Source organism: Micromonospora sp. NPDC049529 (assembly GCF_055586685.1).
Genome location: NZ_JBVJHT010000008.1, coordinates 376,328 through 395,643, shown reverse-complemented (window position 1 = coordinate 395,643; position 19,316 = coordinate 376,328). Strand labels below are relative to the sequence as shown.

The 19,316-nt window shown below is 69.8% G+C and carries 16 protein-coding genes; 9 read left to right on the top strand and 7 right to left on the bottom strand.

What is annotated here, in order from left to right; genetic code table 11:
- Positions 1 to 109 precede the first annotated feature (109 nt).
- Positions 110 to 973, bottom strand: coding sequence for an alpha/beta fold hydrolase (locus ACZ6QQ_RS16590; RefSeq protein WP_465877140.1), 864 nt, complete (start codon positions 971 to 973; stop codon positions 110 to 112).
- Between the two features lie 9 nt (positions 974 to 982).
- Entirely contained in the window at positions 983 to 1,816 is an 834-nt protein-coding gene (locus ACZ6QQ_RS16585; RefSeq protein ID WP_465877139.1) for an alpha/beta fold hydrolase, read from the bottom strand.
- A 215-nt stretch (positions 1,817 to 2,031) separates the two neighbouring features.
- Between ACZ6QQ_RS16585 and ACZ6QQ_RS16580 the strand changes: the two genes are divergently transcribed.
- The 7 genes from ACZ6QQ_RS16580 to ACZ6QQ_RS16550 all read left to right on the top strand — a co-directional run bounded on the left by ACZ6QQ_RS16580 (position 2,032) and on the right by ACZ6QQ_RS16550 (position 8,919).
- Positions 2,032 to 4,899 carry an AfsR/SARP family transcriptional regulator gene (locus ACZ6QQ_RS16580; protein WP_465877160.1) on the top strand — a complete coding sequence of 956 codons (2,868 nt, stop codon included), beginning with the start codon at positions 2,032 to 2,034 and terminating at the stop codon, positions 4,897 to 4,899.
- A gap of 53 nt (positions 4,900 to 4,952) precedes the next feature.
- On the top strand, positions 4,953 to 5,519 hold the full coding sequence (locus ACZ6QQ_RS16575) for a response regulator transcription factor (RefSeq protein ID WP_465877138.1): 567 nt from the start codon (positions 4,953 to 4,955) through the stop codon (positions 5,517 to 5,519).
- 218 nt (positions 5,520 to 5,737) lie between these two features.
- Positions 5,738 to 6,100, top strand: coding sequence for a hypothetical protein (locus ACZ6QQ_RS16570; RefSeq protein WP_465877136.1), 363 nt, complete (start codon positions 5,738 to 5,740; stop codon positions 6,098 to 6,100).
- A 265-nt stretch (positions 6,101 to 6,365) separates the two neighbouring features.
- The gene (locus tag ACZ6QQ_RS16565; RefSeq protein ID WP_465877135.1) at positions 6,366 to 7,079 is read left to right on the top strand and encodes an MBL fold metallo-hydrolase; all 714 of its coding nucleotides are present in this window, start codon (positions 6,366 to 6,368) and stop codon (positions 7,077 to 7,079) included.
- 42 nt (positions 7,080 to 7,121) lie between these two features.
- Positions 7,122 to 7,769 (top strand): TetR/AcrR family transcriptional regulator, encoded by a 648-nt coding sequence (locus tag ACZ6QQ_RS16560; RefSeq protein ID WP_465877133.1) that lies wholly within the window; start codon positions 7,122 to 7,124, stop codon positions 7,767 to 7,769.
- Between the two features lie 224 nt (positions 7,770 to 7,993).
- A complete protein-coding gene (locus tag ACZ6QQ_RS16555; RefSeq protein ID WP_465877131.1) occupies positions 7,994 to 8,671 on the top strand; it encodes an MBL fold metallo-hydrolase in 678 nt (225 codons plus the stop codon).
- An 86-nt stretch (positions 8,672 to 8,757) separates the two neighbouring features.
- Complete coding sequence (locus ACZ6QQ_RS16550; RefSeq protein WP_465877130.1) at positions 8,758 to 8,919, top strand: hypothetical protein; 162 nt, start codon at positions 8,758 to 8,760, stop codon at positions 8,917 to 8,919.
- Between the two features lie 40 nt (positions 8,920 to 8,959).
- Here the strand turns inward: ACZ6QQ_RS16550 and ACZ6QQ_RS16545 are convergent, their stop codons facing one another.
- From ACZ6QQ_RS16545 to ACZ6QQ_RS16535, 3 genes are read right to left on the bottom strand one after another with little or no spacing between them, the layout of a single operon-like run.
- Positions 8,960 to 10,312, bottom strand: a complete 1,353-nt coding sequence (locus ACZ6QQ_RS16545; protein ID WP_465877129.1) for a fumarylacetoacetate hydrolase family protein — start codon at positions 10,310 to 10,312, stop codon at positions 8,960 to 8,962.
- Positions 10,309 to 10,599 (bottom strand): hypothetical protein, encoded by a 291-nt coding sequence (locus tag ACZ6QQ_RS16540; RefSeq protein ID WP_465877127.1) that lies wholly within the window; start codon positions 10,597 to 10,599, stop codon positions 10,309 to 10,311. The genes ACZ6QQ_RS16545 and ACZ6QQ_RS16540 overlap by 4 nt, the downstream gene beginning before the upstream one ends.
- Positions 10,596 to 11,768, bottom strand: coding sequence for an epoxide hydrolase family protein (locus ACZ6QQ_RS16535; protein WP_465877126.1), 1,173 nt, complete (start codon positions 11,766 to 11,768; stop codon positions 10,596 to 10,598). Before ACZ6QQ_RS16535 ends, ACZ6QQ_RS16540 begins: the two co-directional genes overlap by 4 nt.
- A 202-nt stretch (positions 11,769 to 11,970) precedes the next feature.
- On the opposite strand from ACZ6QQ_RS16535, the gene ACZ6QQ_RS16530 reads away from it, so the two are divergent.
- Complete coding sequence (locus ACZ6QQ_RS16530) at positions 11,971 to 12,918, top strand: LysR family transcriptional regulator (RefSeq protein ID WP_465877125.1); 948 nt, start codon at positions 11,971 to 11,973, stop codon at positions 12,916 to 12,918.
- Between the two features lie 220 nt (positions 12,919 to 13,138).
- On the opposite strand, the gene ACZ6QQ_RS16525 is transcribed toward ACZ6QQ_RS16530, so the two are convergent.
- Positions 13,139 to 17,038, bottom strand: a complete 3,900-nt coding sequence (locus ACZ6QQ_RS16525) for an SDR family NAD(P)-dependent oxidoreductase (RefSeq protein WP_465877124.1) — start codon at positions 17,036 to 17,038, stop codon at positions 13,139 to 13,141.
- 4 nt (positions 17,039 to 17,042) lie between these two features.
- The gene (locus ACZ6QQ_RS16520; RefSeq protein WP_465877122.1) at positions 17,043 to 17,822 is read right to left on the bottom strand and encodes a thioesterase II family protein; all 780 of its coding nucleotides are present in this window, start codon (positions 17,820 to 17,822) and stop codon (positions 17,043 to 17,045) included.
- 142 nt (positions 17,823 to 17,964) lie between these two features.
- On the opposite strand from ACZ6QQ_RS16520, the gene ACZ6QQ_RS16515 reads away from it, so the two are divergent.
- Positions 17,965 to 19,242 carry an MFS transporter gene (locus ACZ6QQ_RS16515; RefSeq protein ID WP_465877121.1) on the top strand — a complete coding sequence of 426 codons (1,278 nt, stop codon included), beginning with the start codon at positions 17,965 to 17,967 and terminating at the stop codon, positions 19,240 to 19,242.
- Positions 19,243 to 19,316 lie beyond the last annotated feature (74 nt).

Genomic DNA, 19,316 nt, shown 5'->3' with positions numbered 1-19,316 from the left:
CCCCCCCCCCCCCCCCCCCCCCCCCCCCCCCCCCCCCCCCCCCCCCCCCCCCCCCCCCCCCCCCCCCCCCCCCCCCCCCCCCCCCCCCCCCCCACGGCCGGTTGTGGTGTCAGTCGGTGGCCTTGGCGGCCGCCTCGATCTGGCTGGTGACCGCGCCCGTGGCGGTGACCATGGACAGGTGGGGGGCGTTGATCTCGATGGTGTGTGCCTTGGCCCTCTTGGCCATGGCGATCTGCTCGGCGGCAGGGATGACGGCGTCCTGCTTGCCGATCACCGACCACGAGGGGATGGTGCGCCAGGCCGGCTCGCCGGACTCCTCGATCAGGGCGTTGAAGGCCAGGGGACGCTGCCGGGCGGCCAGTACCGCCACGTCCTTGGCGGGAATGGTCTTGTCGGCGAACGCCTTGCCGAAGATCGACGGCTTCACGTAGAGGTTGGCATTTCCCGGCTCGGCGTTGGGGATCGCGACCTGGTCGAAGACGGTGGACGAATCGGGCACCGCGAAGATCGATCCCGGCACGGCCGAGGTCAGCGACAGCACGCTGTCGTGCGTGTCCGGGATGTACGCGTCGACGTACACCAGGGCCTTGACCTGCTTGTCGCCCAGAGCGGCGTTCGTGATGACCATGCCACCGTACGAGTGCCCGACGAGGACGATCGGTCCGCTGATGGTGTCCAGGTATGCGCGGAGATTCGCGGCGTCGTTCTCCACGCCCGACAGCAGATTCGGCGGCGTGACCACCCGGTAGCCGTCGTGCTGGAGCTTGGCTGCCACCTTGTCCCAGCTGGACCCGTCCGCCCACGCACCGTGCACGAGCACGACGGTCGGCTTGGCCGCTGCGGGGCGCGATTGGTGGGAGTACACGACGTTACTCGGCGAGGCCTGCGCGGTGCCGATGCCGGCACCAGTCAGGGTGAGGGCACCGATGGCCACGCCTACGTAGATGAGGCGGCGCCGGAAGGACAACTTCACGGTATTTCCTTACTTTCGAAAGAAGTCGAGCAGGGCGGCGTTGACCTGATCGGTGTGGGTCCAGGCGATGGCGTGCGGCCCGCCCTCGATGACGAGCAACCGCGTGTCCCCGATGAAGGCGGACAGCCGCTGGCCGGTCACCCCGATGGGCAGGACCCGGTCCTGGTCGCCCTGGATCACGAGTACCGGCACGTCAATCTTGGACAGGTCTTCACGGAAGTCGGTGAGCCAGGTCGGGATACAGGCCACCGCGGCGACGGGAGATCCGGCCACGGCCACGTTCAAACTGGCCCGGAACGCCTCGTCGCTGACCAGAGAGCCGCCGTAGACGTCGAGGTTGTAGAAGTTCTCCAGAAACTGCTTGAGCCACGCGTGCCGGTCCGACCGGGCGGCCTGGATGAACCCATCGAACAACGACTGCGGTGCGCCTTCGGGATTGTCGTCCGTGCGCAGGAGGAACGGCGGGATCGGCGACATCAGTACGGCCTTCGCCACCCGCCCGGTGCCATAGCGACCCAGGTACCGGGCAACGTCGCCGGTTCCCATCGAGTGCCCCACGAGAATGGCGTCGCGTACGTCCAGTTTCGTGAGCAGCACGTTCACATCACTGGCGAACGTGTCGTAGTCGTACCCACTAGCAGGCTGGCTGGAATTGCCCCAACCCCGCCGGTCATACGTGATCACGCGGTAACCGGCTGCAAGCAGTGCGGAGACCTGCTTCTCCCAGGCCTGCCCGCTGAGCGGGTAGCCGTGACTGAGTACCACCGGCGTACCGGTGCCGTGATCTTCGTAATAGATTTCGATCGGGTCGGCTTCCTCTGAGCCAACGGTGACGTGGGGCATGCACACTCCTTGGGCTTGCGTTCAGCGCTGGGAACCTTGCCAAAGGTACGGATATGGCCCGTCTCGCGAATCGCCCGAATCACGTAGTCCCCGTGTTTGTCGACCGACCCGACGGACAACGAGAGATGGGGGATGCGGGGGACCCGGGGCAAGCCGCAGGCTGGGCCGAAAAGCAAAGCCGCCACCCTTCCATCACTAGGATGTCAATCGTGACGATGCCCGACCGCAGGCACCCGGACGCGCCGCGGTCCCGCTGTGAGTTCAAGGTCTTCGGCGGTCTTGGCTGCCGGCGGGACGGCTCGGAAATCGATCTCGGCCCGGTTCGCCAGCGGATCATCCTGGCCAAGCTCCTCGCCGCCGGGGGTGACGCGGTCAGCCTCGACAACATCATCGACGGCGTGTGGGACGAACAACCGCCGGCCAGCGCCGCCAACCAGATCCACCGGCACGTCGGGCACCTCCGGCGGATCTTCGAACCGGACCTGGACGTCCGCGAAACCGGTCGGTACCTCCTACCCGCCGGTACGGGCTACCGGCTGGCACTCGCGATCGAGGACTCCGATCTGGCCATGTATCGCGAGTTGGTCCGGCGCGCCCGCGAGGCGTTCGCCGGCGGGGACGTCGTGGTCGGGGTACGGGCGTACTTGACCGCTCTGGAGCTTGGTCGCAGCCCTGCGTTCACCGACCTTCCGACCAGTGCGTTGAGTTCGCCGGAGTTCGTCGCCATCGAACGGGAGCGCGTCGCGGTGGCGCTCGCGGCCAGCGAAGCCGCAATCGCCCACGGCATGGCCGGAACCGTGTTGACCCCACTCCTGAGCGTGGCTGCCGCAGCGCCGCTGGACGAGGCGCTACAGGCGTGCCTGATGCGCGCGTACGTGGCCACCGGTCACCGGGCGGAAGGGGTGAGGGTCTTCGAGCGGACCTGTCAACGTCTCGCCGAGGAACTGGGGGTGGACCCGGGGCCGGAGCTACGGGAGGCGTATCGAGAACTGCTCGCCAGCGGCTGGCCCCCGCAGGACGAGCCGCGCCCGCCGGACGCTCCACGGCCCGCGCAACTGCCGCCGCCGGTCGCGGGCTTCGTCCGACGAAACGACGTGGCCGCCGTACTCGACGACCAACTGTCCGACGCGTTCAGCGATGCGACCATCGTGATCACCGCGCTCGGCGGCATGGGTGGCATCGGCAAGACCGCCCTCGCCGTCCACTGGGCCCACCAGATCGCCGACAAGTTTCCCGATGGCCAGTTGTACCTGAACCTGAGGGGCCTGGATCCGGACGGACACGTCATGTCATCGCAGGACGCGCTCGCCACCTTGCTCGCGTCACTGGGCGAGCCGGCGGTCTCGTCACCGCAGGAGAAACTCGACGCGCAGGCGGCTCGTTACCGCAGTCGCCTCTCCGGTCGTCGCGTCCTGATTCTCCTGGACAACGCACGCGACTCCGACCAGGTCCGCCCGCTGCTGCCAGCCTCCCGAGGCTGTCTGGTCATCGTGACAAGCCGCCACCGGATGACGAGCCTGGTCACCCGAGAGGGCGCACGTTACCTGCAAGTCGATCGGCTGACCGGGGCCGAGTCCAGACAGCTTCTGGTCAACCGCCTCGGCACCCGCCGCGCCACCGTGGACCCGGACGCGTTGGACAAGGTCATCACGCTCTGTGCCGGGCTGCCGCTCGCACTGGCGATCGTCGCCGCCCGGGTCGCCCTCAATCCGGCCCTGCCATTGAGCGCGGTCGTCAGTGACGTCTCGGCGCCGTCCGCCAGACTCGACGCGTTGTCCAGCGCGGACTCGTCCGACGATGTCCGGTCGGTGTTCTCGTGGTCCTATCAAGCCCTCGCTCCATCAACGGCGCACCTGTTTCGTGCCCTCGCCGCCCATCCGGGTCCAGTGAGCTCGCTGGAGTCGGTGGCCAGCGTCGCCGGGGTCGGTCGCAAACAGGCGCGCGAACTACTCACGGAGTTGGTGACCGCGAATCTGCTCAACGAGTCGCAGTCCGGGCGGTACGTTCTGCACGACCTGTTGCGGGCCTACGCGGGTGAGCTTCTCGACGAGGATCGAGAACGACCGGAGTGTGAACGGCGTCTCATCATGCACTACCTGCACTCTGCCCGCGCCGCGTACGCGAGGCACCACCGGCAGCCAGCCGGCACCATCAACGAACCGCCGTCGGATGTGACGCCTGAATCGTTCGACAGCGTGCCACAGGCTGCCGCGTGGTATGCACGGGAACGGGCCGCACTGTGGGCCACGATCGATCTGGCCCTCGCACATGGCCTGCGGCGCGACGCGGCGGCCATGGTCCTCGCCGCCTCAGCACCGGGCAGCAACTCCATACCCGCGGGCCGGACACAGACCGTACTCGCGATCCTCGATATGGTCAGCGTGCTCGGCGAGCCACTGATGGAGGCCGAACTTCTTCGCACCATCGGTGAGGTCTTCGCCCCGCTGCCGCAGGCCGACGGATATCTACGTCGAGCCTTGTCCATCTTCGAAGTCGCCGGAGAACTCGCCGGACAAGCCGACGTCCTGCGAAACCTCGCCGTGCTTTCGTTGTCGCGTGGTGACCACGACGCCGCCAACGCGTACGGTGAACGCTCGGTGGGTCTCGCCCGGCAGACAGGGCGCCAGGAACTGCTCGCCGTTTCGCTGCTGACACTCACGAGAGCGCGTCTGGGGTCCGATCGGTTCGAGGCTGGCACACAGGTCGCGGACGAAGGGCTGGCCATTGCAGTGGCGACGCACCTCGATCACCTGAAGATCTACTACGCACAGCTCATCGCGGAGTCCTCCTGGAAGCTCGGCCGGCTCGAACGAGCGGTGAAGGTGTCGGAGTGGGGATTGACGGAAGGCGTCTGTGAATCGAACGGTCCCCGGTGTGCCGTCGCGGCGATCCTCGCGCGGGCCGCATTCGACCTAGGCGATCGGGTTCACGCGGAACGGGGCTGCCAGCAGTTCGAGGACCTGATTGCCGACAACGGCTTCCAGGAACTTGTCGAGGTCTCCGGCATTGGGGAGGCCGAGGGGTACCGGGACATGGTCGCGTATGTCCGGGCCCGACTGAGCTTGATGAGCGGCGCGTCGTAAGCGGGTAGGGCAAGCACTCAGTCTGCACTCGTCGTGCACTGCGGTGCGATCGGATGGTCGTCGAGACCCCGAACCCTCGCCCGAGGAGCACCATGCACTGCGCCGTAGCCGAGCCTGCCCGAGTCCTTCCTCGTGCGGTACTGACCCCACGACAGGAACAGATCGCCCTACTCGTGGCGGCAGGCTCCACCAACGTCGAGGTCGCGGCGCACCTGGTCATCAGCGCCCACACCGTCAAACATCACCTACGCGGAGTGTTCCACAAGCTGGGCGTCGCATCCCGCCGTGAACTGCGCAGCACGCTGGCCCACCAGGACACGACCAACCGCTTCGCCCAGAGCTGCTGCCTCACCAGCCAGGAGCGCGACATCGCGCACCGGGTCTCGAACGGCGCGTCCAACCGCGAGGTGGCGGCACAACTGTTCATCAGCCCGAGCACTGTGGACTATCACCTACGCAAGATCTTTCGCAAGCTGGACATCAGCTCACGCCGAGAGCTGGCGAGACGAGACGTACGTGCCGCGCCTCGATCGAACAGCGCGCCGTTGGCCGTGAGATCTGGGCCTGGTCGGTCGGAACCACACTCCGGTTCGCCCTCATCGCAGCCGGGCTCAGCCTGATCTGGACACCGCGACTGCCCTGAGCGTGCCAAGCCGACCCTTCGGTGATCGGTCGCGGTCGCCACCGCTACCGGTTCACACGAAGCCGAAGTCACCCACTGGCGCCGAGCGGCCGGCTTGCAACCGTGTCGTCCGAGCAGCACGGCGCCGCCGTCCTCACGCGGTATCGGAGGGCAGCACAGTGACAACCCCAATTCGCCATACTCCTCGGCGGCCTCGTGGACACCCCGGTTCGGCTGGTCAAGCGCCGCCCGGTCGCCGCTGTGACCCATCTGGTCATGTACGGCACGCCCATCGCCATCAACCCGTACCTGGTGACGGGCGATCCGTTCAACGCCTTCGACCAACGCCTGCGCGATGCACCAACGGCCGGTGCACACCGCAACCTCCACAGCATCCCGTCGGGCCGACCACGCGGCCGGATATCTGGTAGCGCCTGCTCTCACCCGACCCTTCGGTTGGCTTGCCCAATCCTCCAGGAACGGCAAAAGGGCACGGGCTTCACCGTTGGGGCGGACAACCCGCTGGTGTCCAGTCCAGTGGAGGCAACGTCGCATGGCCGAGCGCCGGCTGTCGTCTGACTTCCCGGCGCTCGCCTGCGCCGACGCGTCCTCGATCGGCCTCGGGCCGTCATCGAGTCGGAAGAGCGTCTGCCACGGCGGAAGTCGACCGGCACTGCCGCCACGAACACCCGGTCCGCACTATTGCCAGACTCCAGGCGGCCAGCGTAACCTCACACCTGTAACCTGAAGGGCGTGAGCGGAAGGCCGTAAGCGGAAGGCCGTGAAGTTGGCGTACAGGTTCCACGGCATCCGGGTCCCACCGGTTCGATCAAGGGAGACTGACATGAACGTCGTCGAAGTACGTCCTGACCTGCGCATGGTGCTCGACAGCGGGCCCGGACAGGCATACCTGCTGCGACGCGGGTCGGAGGTGGTTTTGGTCGACACCGGCATCGCCGGCCAGGGTGAAGCCATCGAGGCAGCGTTGCGCGACTGGGGGCTGGACCGCGAGTCGCTGACCCACGTGTTGCTCACCCACTGGCATCCCGACCACGTCGGATCAGCCGCCGAACTGGCCAAGTGGCCCGACGTCCAGATCTGGGCGCACCGCGGCGACGCCCCGATCATCCGCGGCGACAGCTACGGCTCGCTCCCCACCCTCACCCACGCCGAGGAAGGGTTCTACGCCCACATCGCCGGCTCCATCCCCGACGCCCCACCCTCGCGCATCGACCGTGAGCTGGACGACGACGAGGTCCTCGACGCGATCGGTGCCCGCGTGCTGTCGGTTCCGGGCCACACCGACGGCAGTATCGCCCTGCACTTCCCGGACGAGGCCGTGCTGTTCACCGGTGACCTGGCCACCTGGCAGCAGGGTCAGGTCATACTCGGCCCGTTCAACCACGACCGGCCGAAGGCCCGCGAATCGTTTCGCCGCTTCGCCGACATCGACGTCGACGTCGTCTGCTTCGGCCACGGCGAACCGCTGCGCGGCGACGACACCGCCCAGCTGCGCGCCGCGGCGACCGCCGACGAGGTCCCCGACCCGCTCGGCTGACGCCAGCCCCGACAATCCGGTCGCCGATGTAAACTCACGGCCGTGAGCACGGGGCAGACCGGGAATAGGCGGCGCAATGCCCGAGGTGCTGGGCAGGCACTGCGTGGCGAGATCGTCTCGGCCGCCCGGGAGATCCTCATCGAGGACGGATACGAGAGCGCGGTCACCCTGCGGGGGTTGGCGCGGCGCATCGGCATCGCACCTCAGTCGATCTATCTACATTTCGCCGGCCCGGACGAGATCGTGCAGGCCGTCACCGTCGAGACCTTCGCCCAGCTGGGACGCTTCATCGCGGCGGCCAAAGAGGGCATCGAGGTTCCCCGGGACCGGCTGATTGCCGGCTGCCGCGCCTACATGGCGTTCGGAATTGGCAATCCCCATCTCTACGGGCTGCTCTTCAACCGCAACCGGCTGCTTCGTGGGGAGGAGCCCCGCCCGGCCGGCGATGCGCCGGACACCCGCACCGCCGACGCCGGGCCGTTTGCCGCCCTCATGGACGGCGTCCGGCAGTGCATCGCCGACGGATCCTCCGGCGCCAAAGACGTCCTGTCCACCGCGACGCAACTGTGGGCGGCCATGCACGGCTTCGTCATGTTGCGCGGCAACGGCTACCAGTTCCCCTGGCCCGACCTCACCCAAACCGAGATAGAACTCATCACCTCGATCGCCCGACTACGCGAGCCCGACTGACCTCGTCGCACGACAAAACGTCCCGACGAACCCTCACTCCTTGTCGCCGCCATCAAGAGCCGACCAGGGCAATTAGCGTCTCCCTTTAGTTGGCCTCGAATCGTTCCGACCAACAGGAACCGGCTCGTGGCCCGCGCCTTGCTAACGCACACACGCACGCCACCCCTTCCGCGAATTTCTGTGGAAGTTCTGGATCAACCTATCTTTCACGAGAAATGAGAATCGTGGACATCTATCCCGTACGCGATATGATCTCTGCATCCTACCTGGCGGTGTCCGGTGACACGGCCATGCTGGTTGACGCTGGGTCAGAAACGATCATTCCTAAAGTTCTGGCGAAGCTTGAGGATCTGAAAGTCAAGCTGCATCTGATTGTCTTGACCCACTATCACTACGACCATGTTGGGGCCGCTGACGCGTTACGGCGAGCCACTGGGGCCGCGGTGGCGATCCACAAGCTGGACGCGGACGGTTTGCGTCGAGGCGGCCGGCTCACCGTCAAACCCACACGGCTCCGGGGAAAGATCCTATCGCCGCTCGTCATGCACGGGGACAGGGCTCCCGTGACGCCCGACATCGAGCTCGGTGACTCGGAAGACCTCCAGCAGTACGGAGGTTTCGGGCGCTCCTTCCTGACCCCGGGACACACGGCCGGCTCCCAGAGCGTCATTCTCCCCAATGGGACGATCATCGTCGGCGACGCGCTGACAGAAACCGTCCTACCGCCCCACAACGCTTTGCCACCCATGTTCGCCGACGACAGCGAAACGAGCATCCGCACCATCATCGCTATCGCCGACGCCTCGCGCGGCGATGTGCGAGTAGCGCACAGTGGCCGCATCAAGGAATCCACCTTGCAGAACCTGGCATCCCGAGCACGGCAGGGCAAGCTCCACTATTAACGAAAGGAGCCGTCCGTCGCGGACATGCTGCGTCGAGGCATCATCCGGAAGTAGGGGCCTCCAGGGCCGGCGGCAGGTGTACGGCGATGTCCATACCGCCGGTCGGCCGGGCGGCGCTGGACAACCCGCACGCGGCGAGCGGCCTCGCCGACACCGACGGCGACCGGTACGCGACGCTGGAAGCCGGGAAGGCCACCGAGATGCTCGCCCAGGTGTTCCCCGGCGGGTACCGGCCTACCTCCCGGTGAACTCAGGGTGTGCCCTCGGAGAGGGAAGAACGGTGCCGGCTCAACCCCGATGGTCCTTCTCGACGAGCGCCTTGAGCCGGGGCAGGGTCTTCTCGATGCCCTCGGCGTCGCGGCGGCCCCAGTCGGAGGCGGCGACCAGCTCGCCTCGTGGTGAGGTGGTGAAGTCGCAGGTTTCGGTGACCCGGGTGCCGCCGTCGATCTGGTCGAGTTCGTATCGCCAGCGGTGCTGGCCAGGGTGGGCCCAGGCGATGCGGCGGTTCTCGTCGTACTCCAGAACCGTGTTGGTCACCTCGTAGGGGACGTCGAACTGCACCATGGAGACGCTGAACTCCGCGCCCAGGGTCAGCCGCTCGGGGCCGGTGATGACGGTGCCGACCGTGCCGGAACCGTCGAACTCGCCGTGCCGGCGAGGATCCGCGATCACGTCGAACACCGCTGCAGGCGAGGCGGCGATCTCGATGCTGCGGGAGATCTTCATTTCCGGGACGAACGTGTCGGCCTTGTCGGTGACGCGTGCTTGGATCGCCCCGAGCTGCTCGACCTCGATGCGGACGGTGTCGCCGGGCGTGAGGTAGTCGTGGTGCTGAGACAGTTCGAGGATGCAGCCGTTGCCGACGGGGCCGCTGGCGATGATGTCGCCGGCGCGCAGCGTGGTGTCGCGCGAGGCGTGTGCCAGCAACTCGGCAAACGACCAGTGGATCTCGTCCCAGCTGCCGCCGCCGTACCGTTCGCCGTTGACGTAGCCGTTCATTTTCAGGATGTAGCCCTTACCCGATCGGTGAGGTTCCAGCTCGTCGGGCGTGACCAGGTAGGGGCCGAGACTCGTCGCGGTGTCCTTGCTCTTCGACGGGCCGAACACGAAGCCCATCTCCCGGCCGGAGATATCGCGGGCGCTCCAGTCGCAGTAGACGAGGTAGCCGGCGATGTGGCGCTCGGCCGTCTCGGGGTCCAGATCGGAGCAGTCGTCGCCGATGACCGCGGCGACCTCCACCTCGTAGTCCCACTGCTTCGTCCGCGAGGGCACGGCGACGTCGTCGCGCGGGCCCCGGATCGCGGCCGGGTTGGAGAAGTGGAAGACCGGCTCCTCGTACCAGAGGGGGCTGACCGTGCCGTCTCCGGTCGCGACCCGGCTCGCGTTGCTGATGTGCCGCTCGAAGGCGGCGAAGTCGCGGACCGAAGGCGGCACCGGGATCGGCGCCAGGATGTCGGCCCAGGCCAGCTCCACGATCTCGGCCGGGTTCGACCTCAGCAGCGCGCCGGCAGCCTCAAGGCCCTCGCCGGAGCGCAGCAGGTCCAGCAGCGTGATCCCGGCGGCGTGGCCGAGGATCCGGCCCTGCTCGACCAGCCCGCAACGTTCGCTTCCGTCGAAGGACCGGTAACTGACCCACTTCATCGCTGGGGAACCTCGTTTCGCGCAGACAACAGTTCTCGGGTGTACCGGTGCAGACGGACGGCGTCGGCGGGCGACGACACCGCGGGGTCGAGTGCCAGGGCCGCCGCGACGGGCTTGGCGGTCCGCCGGAGCACGGCGATCTGCCCGGCCGGCACCGGGTCACTGTGGTAGTCCCCCCTGCCCCGGTTGGTGCCGACGATCACGACATAGTCGCCGCGGTCGAGACGGTCCAGGGCGGGGGCACGGCCGATGCCGTCCGTGCCGCCGGTGATCACGACTGTTTTCACCGGTTCACCGTCCGGGCGAACTGACGAATTTCCTCGGTGAACAGCTCGGGCTGTTCCAGAGCGGCGTGGTGGCCGCCGGCGGCGATGTCGTCGTTGAAGTAGCGCAGGTCGTGGTATGCGCGTTCGGCCCAGATGCGGGGGGTGCGGGTCAGTTCCTGCGGGAAGACGCTGACGCCCACGGGCAGGTCCAGCTCGGTGAGCCCGAGAGGCCGCTGGGCGTACTCCCAGTACAGCCGCGCGGACGAGGTGGCGGTGCCGGTCAGCCAGTACAGCGAGATGTGGTCCAGGATCTCGTCGGTGCTCAGCACGTCCAGGTCGACCCACGCGAGGAACTTCTCGTAGATCCACGCGGCCTGCCCGGCCGGGGAGTCGGTCAAGGCGTATCCGATGGTTTGCGGTTTGGTGCGCTGCAGGACGTGATAGCCGCCGTGCTGCCGGAAGAACCGGTCGCCCTGGGCGAGCGCCGCCTGCTCCGCCGAGGTCGGCTCGCCACCGGTCGGCGGCGCGGCAAGGAACTCCGGGAAGTTCAGATGCACACCCTGCAAACCCCTCGGCCACAGTTTGCCCAGCCGGGTCGCCACGACCCCACCCCAGTCGCCACCCTGGGCAAGATACGAACCACAACCCAGACGCTTCATGAGTACGTCGTAAGCGCGCGCGATCCGGTCGGGGTCCCAGCCGGTGCCGGTGGGCCGGTCGGAGAACCCGTATCCGGGCATCGACGGGATCACGACGTGGAACGCGTCGGCAGCCGAGCCGCCGTGGGCGGTGGGGTCGGTGAGCGGGCCGATGGCCTTCACGAACTCCAGGAACGAGCCGGGCCACCCGTGCAGCAGCAACAACGGGGTAGCGCCGGGGTGCGGCGAGCGTACGTGCATGAAGTGGATGCCGAGGCCGTCGATCGTGGTACGGAACTGGCCCAGCTCGTTGAGTCGCGCTTCGAGCTTGCGCCAGTCGTAGCCGCCGGACCAGTACTCCAGCAACCCGCGGAGCTTGTCCTGCGGCACGCCCTGGCTGTCATCGGACACGGTCTCGGGGTCGGCCCAGCGCGTCCGCCGGATCCGGTCGGTCAGGTCTGTCAGGGCGCTGTCCGCGACCTGGATGTGGAACGGCGTGACACTGTCACCTTGCGGGCTGGGCAGGGAGAAATCGGTGGTGCTCGATGGCATGGGGGTTTCCTCGGGTTGAGCGACGGATCCGCGCCCGGTGTGAACGGTCGGCGCAGGGATCGGAGGGTCCGGCCCCGTTTATCACGCCGGGCGGGCTCCTTCACGATGCCGCCCCGCCGCTGCCTCGTCCAATGACTCTTCCGCATCCGTTAATACACTTTTCGTATTACCGGCGGGCGTCGACGCGACCTAGGCTGGCCGTGTGTCCGAACCTTTCCCGGCGCCTGTCGACCTCGACCTGCGGCTGGTTCAGTGCTTCACGGTCGTCGCCGAACATCGGCATTTCGGCCGTGCCGCCGAGGTCCTGCGCACCACCCAGCCGTCGCTGAGCCGGCAGATCCGGCGCCTCGAACAGCAGCTCGGCGTACGCCTGCTCGACCGCACCACCCACGGCAGCAAACTCACCGACGCCGGCGAGGTCTTCCTGCCGCTGGCCGCCGGACTACTGCGCGCAGCCACCGAGGCAATGGCGCGCACCCGGGCCGCGGCCCGGCCCTCAAGTATCACCATCGGCTACACCAAGGGCCTGTTCATCACCGACGCCGTCCGGGCAATGCGCCGCCACCATCCTGACGCCGAGGTCCACACCCGGCTACTCGCCTGGAACGACTCCCGCGGGGCGCTGTTGGAGCACCGGGTGGACGCGGTGGTGACCCGTCTGCCGTTCCCCACCGACCGGTTACGCGTGACCGTCCTCCACGACGAACCCCGGGTGCTGGTCGTCTCCCGCGACCACCGCCTCGCCGGCAGGGAATCGGTCACCCTCGACGACATCGCCGACGAACCCCTCCCGCGCGTGCGTCAGTCCGACCCCCTGCTCAACGCCTACTGGCGCATCGACCCCCGCCCCGACGGCCAGCCAGCACCCGAAGGTCCGCTGGTCGAGGCACTGGAGGACAAGCACGAACTCATCGCCGCCGGCCAGGCCGTGGCCATCGGCCCGCCCCTCGACCCGGCGACCGGGCTGCATCCAGGCCTGACCACCGTCCCGCTGCACGGCATCGAGCCGAGCCAGGTCGTGCTGGCCACCCGCGTCGGCGACCGCAACCGGCTCGTCACCGGCTTCCGCAAGATTGCCGAAGCCACCCTCACCGGCGCGACCCGGCCACCCCGCCCACTCGACCACCCGGCGGCCTCGGTGAAGGCTTGACTTTCTTCGGCGACTGACCCGCCGAACGGAGCTGTCGGTAGCCGAAGTTCGTTATCGGTCCGCAGCCAGGCGCATGACTGTCCCGTCGAAGAAGTCGACCCCGGGATACGCTCCGACGAGGCTCGGCTGGACCACGGCGACACCCGACGAGCCGGCCGGTACGACGTGCTGTCGGCACCGCCCGGCTACCGGGATCCTGTCGAGTACGGCGAACCCGTCGTCACACGTCCTGGAGAATCCGCGCGAACACCTCGACGGTCGGGTGCTCGTAGAGCTGGTGCACCGCCACCTCGGCGGTCAGCTCCGCGTTGACCCGCGCGACGACCTGGGCCGCCTGAAGCGAGCCGCCGCCGAGTTCGAAGAACGTGTCGTGCCGGCCGATCGCCGAGCGGCCGAGCACCTCCGCCCAGATGTCCGCCAGCCGGCGTTCCAGCGGGTCCTCCGGCGGGACGTACCGCCGCCGGGACGCGGTGGCCACCGCCGCCCGGATCCGATCCCGGTCCGGCTCCCCGTCCGCGTCGAGCGGCAGCTCCGGCAGTGGGGCAAGGCGCAGTCGCGCACCGGCGTCCGGCAGCACCGCGCTCACCGCCCGGCGCAGGCCCTCCTCGTCGACCGGGCCGTCCGCCGCGTACGCCAGCACCACCTCGGCGGCCTCCACATGCTCGGGATCCATCCGGGCCAGCAGCGCCGGGCTCGCGGCGTCCAGGCCCACCACCAGGTACGGCTGTCGGGACGCCAGCGCGGCGAGGAACGACTCCAGCCCCTGCTCCGGGTCGATCGACCGGTACCCGTGCCCGGCGAGCGGGCCGGCCGGGGTGCCCCGGCTCATCCCCACCTCGTCCCAGCGGCTCCATGCGACACACTGCACCTGGCGACCACGCTCCCGGCCCCAGTGGTCGGCGAAGGCGTGCAGGTAGCCGTTGGCCGAGGCGTACGCCCCGAAGCCGGTGCCGCCGAACTCGCCGTTGACCGAAGAGAAGAGCACCGTACGCAGCTCGGGCCGGTCGGCGATCAGCCCCTCCAGCGCCCGTACCCCGCCGATCTTCGGCTGGTACATCCGGTGCAGCTCCTCCGCCGACTCGGCGGCCAGGGTGTGCCTGGCCAGGTCGGTCCAGTACCCCTCGATGCCGGCACCGGCCAGGTGCAGCACCACGTCCAGCGGTGCTTCCCAGGCGCGCTCGGCATCCGCCACCGCCCGGCGTACCGCGTCGGCGTCGGCGACGTCGACCGCCTCGTACCGGACGTCGCCGAGGACGGTGAGGTCGGCCAGCCGTTCGGCGACGTCGCCACCGGGCTCGACGGGCCGGCGGCCGAGCACCAGCAGCTTCGCCCCGTACGCGCCGAGCAGGTACTCGGCCAGTTCGACGCCGATCCCGCCGAGGCCGCCGGTGATGAGGTAACGGCCGCCGGCCGGCAGCTCGGGGACCTCGTCGGGGTCGATCCGCACCGGGCGCAGCCGGGGGGCCAGCCGCCCGTTCGTCCGGTACGCCACGCAGTCGTCGTCGCCCTCGACCGCCAGCTCGGCGGCGAGGGTGCCGGACCAGCCGGACGGGTCGTCGGCCGCCAGGTCGACGTGGCGTACGAGCCGGAACTGGCCCTCGGCCGCAGCCGTCCGGACCAGGCTGGGCACCGTGCCCCGGGTGTGGTCGACCCGGTCGCCGGGTCCGGTCCACACCGCACCGGTGGTGGCGACGAGGACGGCGGTGCCCGTACCCCGACCGGCCAACGCCCGGCACAGGGCGCGCAGCGAGTACGCCGTCCGGTCCAGCATCTCCGGGGTGCCGGGCGGGGCGGCGCCCCAGGCGTGCACCACCACGTCCACCGGGCCGGTCCGGGCGACCAGCCGGGCGTACGCGTCGGCGTCGGCCGGCTCGACCACGTACCGGTCCGGTTCGAAGCCGGTCGGCACGCCCGAACCATCGACAGTGGTCGGATCGGCGGCGTTCGAGTCGACAGTCGTCGGACCGGGCTCGGTTCCGGTGGCCGACGGCTCGACCACGACCAGCCGGTCCGCCACGGCGGCCAGTGCCGGCCGCAGCGTCGGCGCCGTCGCGGCGTCGGCGAAGAGCAACCAGGTGCCGCCGCGCCGTCCAATGGACCCGGTCGCCGGCACCGGGGCCGGTCGCCACACCCGGTCGAAGAACCAGTCGGGCAGGGTGCCGAGCGGCGGGTCGGGCTCGTCGGCCGTCTCCAGCGTGCGCAGCCGGGCGTCGAACAGGCCCTTGCGGTAGTCCGCGCTCAGGATCCCCCGCTGGATCTTGCCGCTGCCCGTCTTCGGGAACTCCGCCCGGGTCACCGGGACCACCGCCAGCGGTGAGAGGCCGATCTCGGCGGTCACCCGGGTACGGATCGCCGCCACCGTGTCGGCCAGGCCGGTCAGGTCGGCCTCGTCGGGATCCCCACCAGACGGTACGAAAAACAGCACCACCCCGTCGGAGCCGCGCTGCGGGTCGGGTACCGCGGTCGCCGCCACGAACGTCACCGCCACGCCGTCGACCTGCTCAACCACGGCCTCGATCTCGTGTGCCACGAAGTTGACCCCGTTGACGATGATGAGGTCCTTCGCGCGGCCGGTGATCACCAGGGAGCCGTCGTGCAGGAACGCGAGGTCGCCGGTGTCGAACCAGCCGTCGGCGGTGAACGAGGCGGCGTTCGCCTCCGGGTTGCGGTAGTACTCCCGCATCATCGGTGCCCCGGTGACCTGCAACAACCCGATCCGGTCCTCCGGCATCACCGCCCCGACGGGGTCGACGATCCGCATCCCGAGCCCGGGCACGGCCCGGCCGACGTCGGTGAGCACCAGCGCGTCCGGGTGATCGCGCGGCACCTCGACCAGGTCGCCGCCGAGCGAGGACTTCGCCACCGAGACGGTACCGACGCTCGGGTCGTCGGCGGAGAGGGTCGTGTAGGTGACCCCGGAGCACGTCTCCGACATGCCCCAGCAGGGGCGCATCGCGTCCGGGCGCAGGCCGTGCGGGCGCAGCAGCTCCAGGAACCGGTGCGCGGTACGCGGCACCACCGGCTCGGCCGCGTTGGTCATCGCCCGCATCGACGATAGGTCCCAGCTCCGGGTCGCCACCTCGGCGGCCCGGTCGACGATCATCGAGTACGCGAAGTTCGGCGCCCAGGTGTTGGTGCCCCGGTACCGGTCGATCAGGTCCAGCCAGCGCAACGGGTCGGTGAGCGCGGTGGCGGCCGTCGCGTTCACGTGCGCGCAGCGCAGGAAGACGTCCCGCACGTTATACATCACGATCGCCACGTGGTCGAGCGGCATCCAGTTGACCGTGACGTCGTCCTCGGTGTAGCCGCAGGCCGCCGCGGCGGCGTAGGTGCGGGCCACCACGCTGCGGTGGGCGTGCCGGACACACTTCGGCACCCCGGTGCTGCCGGAGGTGAGCAGGTGCAGCACCGGGTCGTCCGGGGCCGCCGGATGCACCTGCCGGTCCGGGCCGTCCGCGGCCAGGTCCTCGACCGCCACGACCCGCACGTCGGACCGCTCCCAGAGGGTACGCAGCCCGGCCGCCCGGGACGCCAGGGCGGCGTCGGTCAGCACGATCGGCTGGTCCAGGAGCTGCCAGGCGTTGAAGAGCTTCCGGTTGACCGCGTTGTGCCACTGGTAGCTCGGCGGCACGCCGACCGGGGTCGGCAGGAAGCCGCCGAGCACGCAGGCCCAGAACGCGGTGACGTAGTTGCGGTTACTCTCGAACTGGAAGAGCGCGGCGTCACCGGGGCGCAGCCCGGCGGCGCGCAGCCCCCGCAGCACCCGCTGGGCGTCGTCGAGCAGGGTCGCGTACCCCTGGTAGTCGGCGGTCCGGCCGTCGGCCAGGATGTACGTGGTGCCCCGGTCATCCCCGGCGGCGGCGGCCCGCAGCAGGGCCTCGGTCAGCGTGCCGGGGCTCTCCGGCGGAAACTCGACCGGCCCGCCGAAGACCTCGGCGCGGGGCCGGGTGCGGGCGGCGGGTTCCGGCGCCGGGGTTGGGTCGGGCCGGGGGCGCTCGGCGGGCGGGGTGGCGGCGGCCCGGGGCGGGGACTGCCGGCGCAGTCGGCGGTACACCACCAGCGCCGCCCCGTGCACCCCGGACACCTGAACAGCGGCGGACTCGGCAGCAACCCGGGTCACCGGATCAAATAGTTTCACTGACCCCTCCGGAAATTTCCGCGTCCGCGCCTACCCTCGATTGGTCGAGAATGGTCCGGACCACCTCGGGCGCGCGGTCGAGCAGATAGAAATGGCCACCGGCAAAGGTGCGCAGGGCGAATTCCCCGGTGGTGTGCGCGGCCCAGGTGCGCAGCAGATCCGGGCCGAACCGGTCGTCGTCGACGCCGCCGAGCGCCGTGACCGGGATCGACAGCGGCGGGCCGGGCCGAAAGTCGTACGCCTCCCACAGGAGGAAGTCGGCTCGCAGCGTCGGAGTGAGCATCCGGAGCAGGTCCGGGTTGGCCAGCACGTTCGGCGCGGTACCGCCGAGAGCCGTCAGCCGGGCGTGGAACTCGGACTCCGGCAGGCTGTGCACCGGCGTGGTGGTGAACGGCACCTCCGGCGCCGGCTGTCCGGAGACGAACAGGTGCAGGACCTGCGCCGTACGGCGTTTACGCAGCTCACGAGCGATCTCATAGGCGAGCAGCGCGCCGCCGCTGTGCCCGAAAAGGAGCAGCGGCAGGCCGAGGTACGGCCGAAGCGCCTGGGCCACCGCCCGGACGAGCAGATCGGCGCGGGTGATCGGCGGCTCGCGCAACCGGTCCTCCCGCCCCGGCGGTTGCACCGCGACGAGCTCGACGTCGTCGGGAAGCAGGTCGGCCCAGCCCGCGTACGCGCTCGCCCCGGCACCGGCGTGCGGCAGGCAGACCAGGCGGTACCTGGCCGAGGGTCGTACGGCCCGGCGAATGAACGGCGACTCGGCCACGAACGTCAACGAATGGTCAGTGTTGATGACGGCCCCCCGCAAAGGAATGGATCAAGATGACGGCCCCCGGCAAGGAATGGATCAAATAGAATGCTGGCCGGTCGACCCGTACGATCGATACCGCAGGAAGCGAGGATGTCGCTTGTCCGACGACCGGGCCGCCCAGCTGACGTACCGGGCCGTGCTGCGGCTGCCCCACCTGGGTCAGTTGATCTCGGCGACGTTCCTCGCCCGGATCGCCGAGCAGATGTTCACCGTCGGGGTCGTGCTGTACGCGCTGGACCGTTTCGACTCGGCCGCGTTCGCCGGGCTGGTCGCGTTCCTGTCGTTCGCGCCCGGCCTGCTGGCCAGCCCGATCGCCGGAGCGGTGCTGGACCGGCTCGGATGCGGCCGGGCGATCGTGCTCGACCTGGCCGCCAGCGCGGTGCTGGTCGGCCTGCTGGCGGTCGCCGACTGGCGCGGCCTGCACCATCCCGTCCTGCTCGCCGTGGTGGCCGGGACCTACTCGCTGACCAGCCCGCTGCACCTGGCCGGGCTGCGGGCGCTGCTGCCCCGGCTGGTGCCGGACGCCCAGCTCGGCCGCGCCAACGCGATCGACACCGGCAGCTACGCGGTCGCCGACGTTGCCGGCCCGCTGGCCGCCGGTACCACCGTGGGCCTGCTCGGCGGCGCACCGGCGCTGCTGATCATCGCCGTCCTGTACGCGCTGGCGTTCGTCGCCATCCTGCCGCTGCGCCGGGTCGACGAGGCCGGACCCGGCGAGGCCGCCGGCACCGAACCGCTGCGACTGCTCCGCACGGCGGTGGCCGGCGTGCGGTACGTGCTCGGCCATCCCACCCTGCGGTCGCTGGCCGCCGGCTACTCGCTCTACCAGGTGAGCTGGGGAATCCTGCTGGTGGCCGTACCAGCCGCCCTGATCGAGGCCATCGGCGACCAGAGCCGGGCCGCGGCGATCAACGGTGCGCTCTGGGCCGGGATGGGGCTCTTCGCCGGCATCGGCGCACTGTTCGCCGGCCGGCTGGCGGTGGCCGACCGGGAGCGCCAGCTCATCGCCTGGGGCACCGCGGCGACGGCGCTGGCCATCTTCCCCGTCTCGGTCGTCGGCGGGGTCACCGGCCTCGCGGTCGGCCTGGCGCTGGTCGGCCTGGCGTCCGGCCCGGTCGACGTCGGCACGCTGACCCTGCGGCAGCGCCGCACCGACCCCCGGCAGCTCGGCCGGGTGCTCGCGGTCTCGATCAGCCTGAACCTCTCCGGCCTGCCGATCGGCGCGGCGCTCGGCGGCCTGCTGGCCGACCGGTCGCCGCTGGCCGCCGCCGGTGCGGCGGCCGGCGCCGCACTGCTCGCCGCGGTGGTTGCCCACCGGTTGCCGACGCGGTCGCCCGCACCGGAACCCGATGGGCCACCGCTGGCCCACGGCTAGCGGCCCGGCGCCGGCCGCCGCCGGCGGTCCACCGCCGACCAGCACGTGCGGGTCGCAGCCGGAACCCGCCGGCG

Bases quoted from the DNA above. Each gene is read 5' to 3' on its own strand.
- ACZ6QQ_RS16585 (WP_465877139.1), bottom strand. From the start codon at position 1,816: ATGCCCCACGTCACCGTTGGCTCAGAGGAAGCCGACCCGATCGAAATC.
- ACZ6QQ_RS16580 (WP_465877160.1), top strand. From the start codon at position 2,032: ATGCCCGACCGCAGGCACCCGGACGCGCCGCGGTCCCGCTGTGAGTTC.
- ACZ6QQ_RS16575 (WP_465877138.1), top strand. From the start codon at position 4,953: ATGGTCGTCGAGACCCCGAACCCTCGCCCGAGGAGCACCATGCACTGC.
- ACZ6QQ_RS16565 (WP_465877135.1), top strand. From the start codon at position 6,366: ATGAACGTCGTCGAAGTACGTCCTGACCTGCGCATGGTGCTCGACAGC.
- ACZ6QQ_RS16550 (WP_465877130.1), top strand. From the start codon at position 8,758: ATGTCCATACCGCCGGTCGGCCGGGCGGCGCTGGACAACCCGCACGCG.
- ACZ6QQ_RS16545 (WP_465877129.1), bottom strand. From the start codon at position 10,312: ATGAAGTGGGTCAGTTACCGGTCCTTCGACGGAAGCGAACGTTGCGGG.
- ACZ6QQ_RS16535 (WP_465877126.1), bottom strand. From the start codon at position 11,768: ATGCCATCGAGCACCACCGATTTCTCCCTGCCCAGCCCGCAAGGTGAC.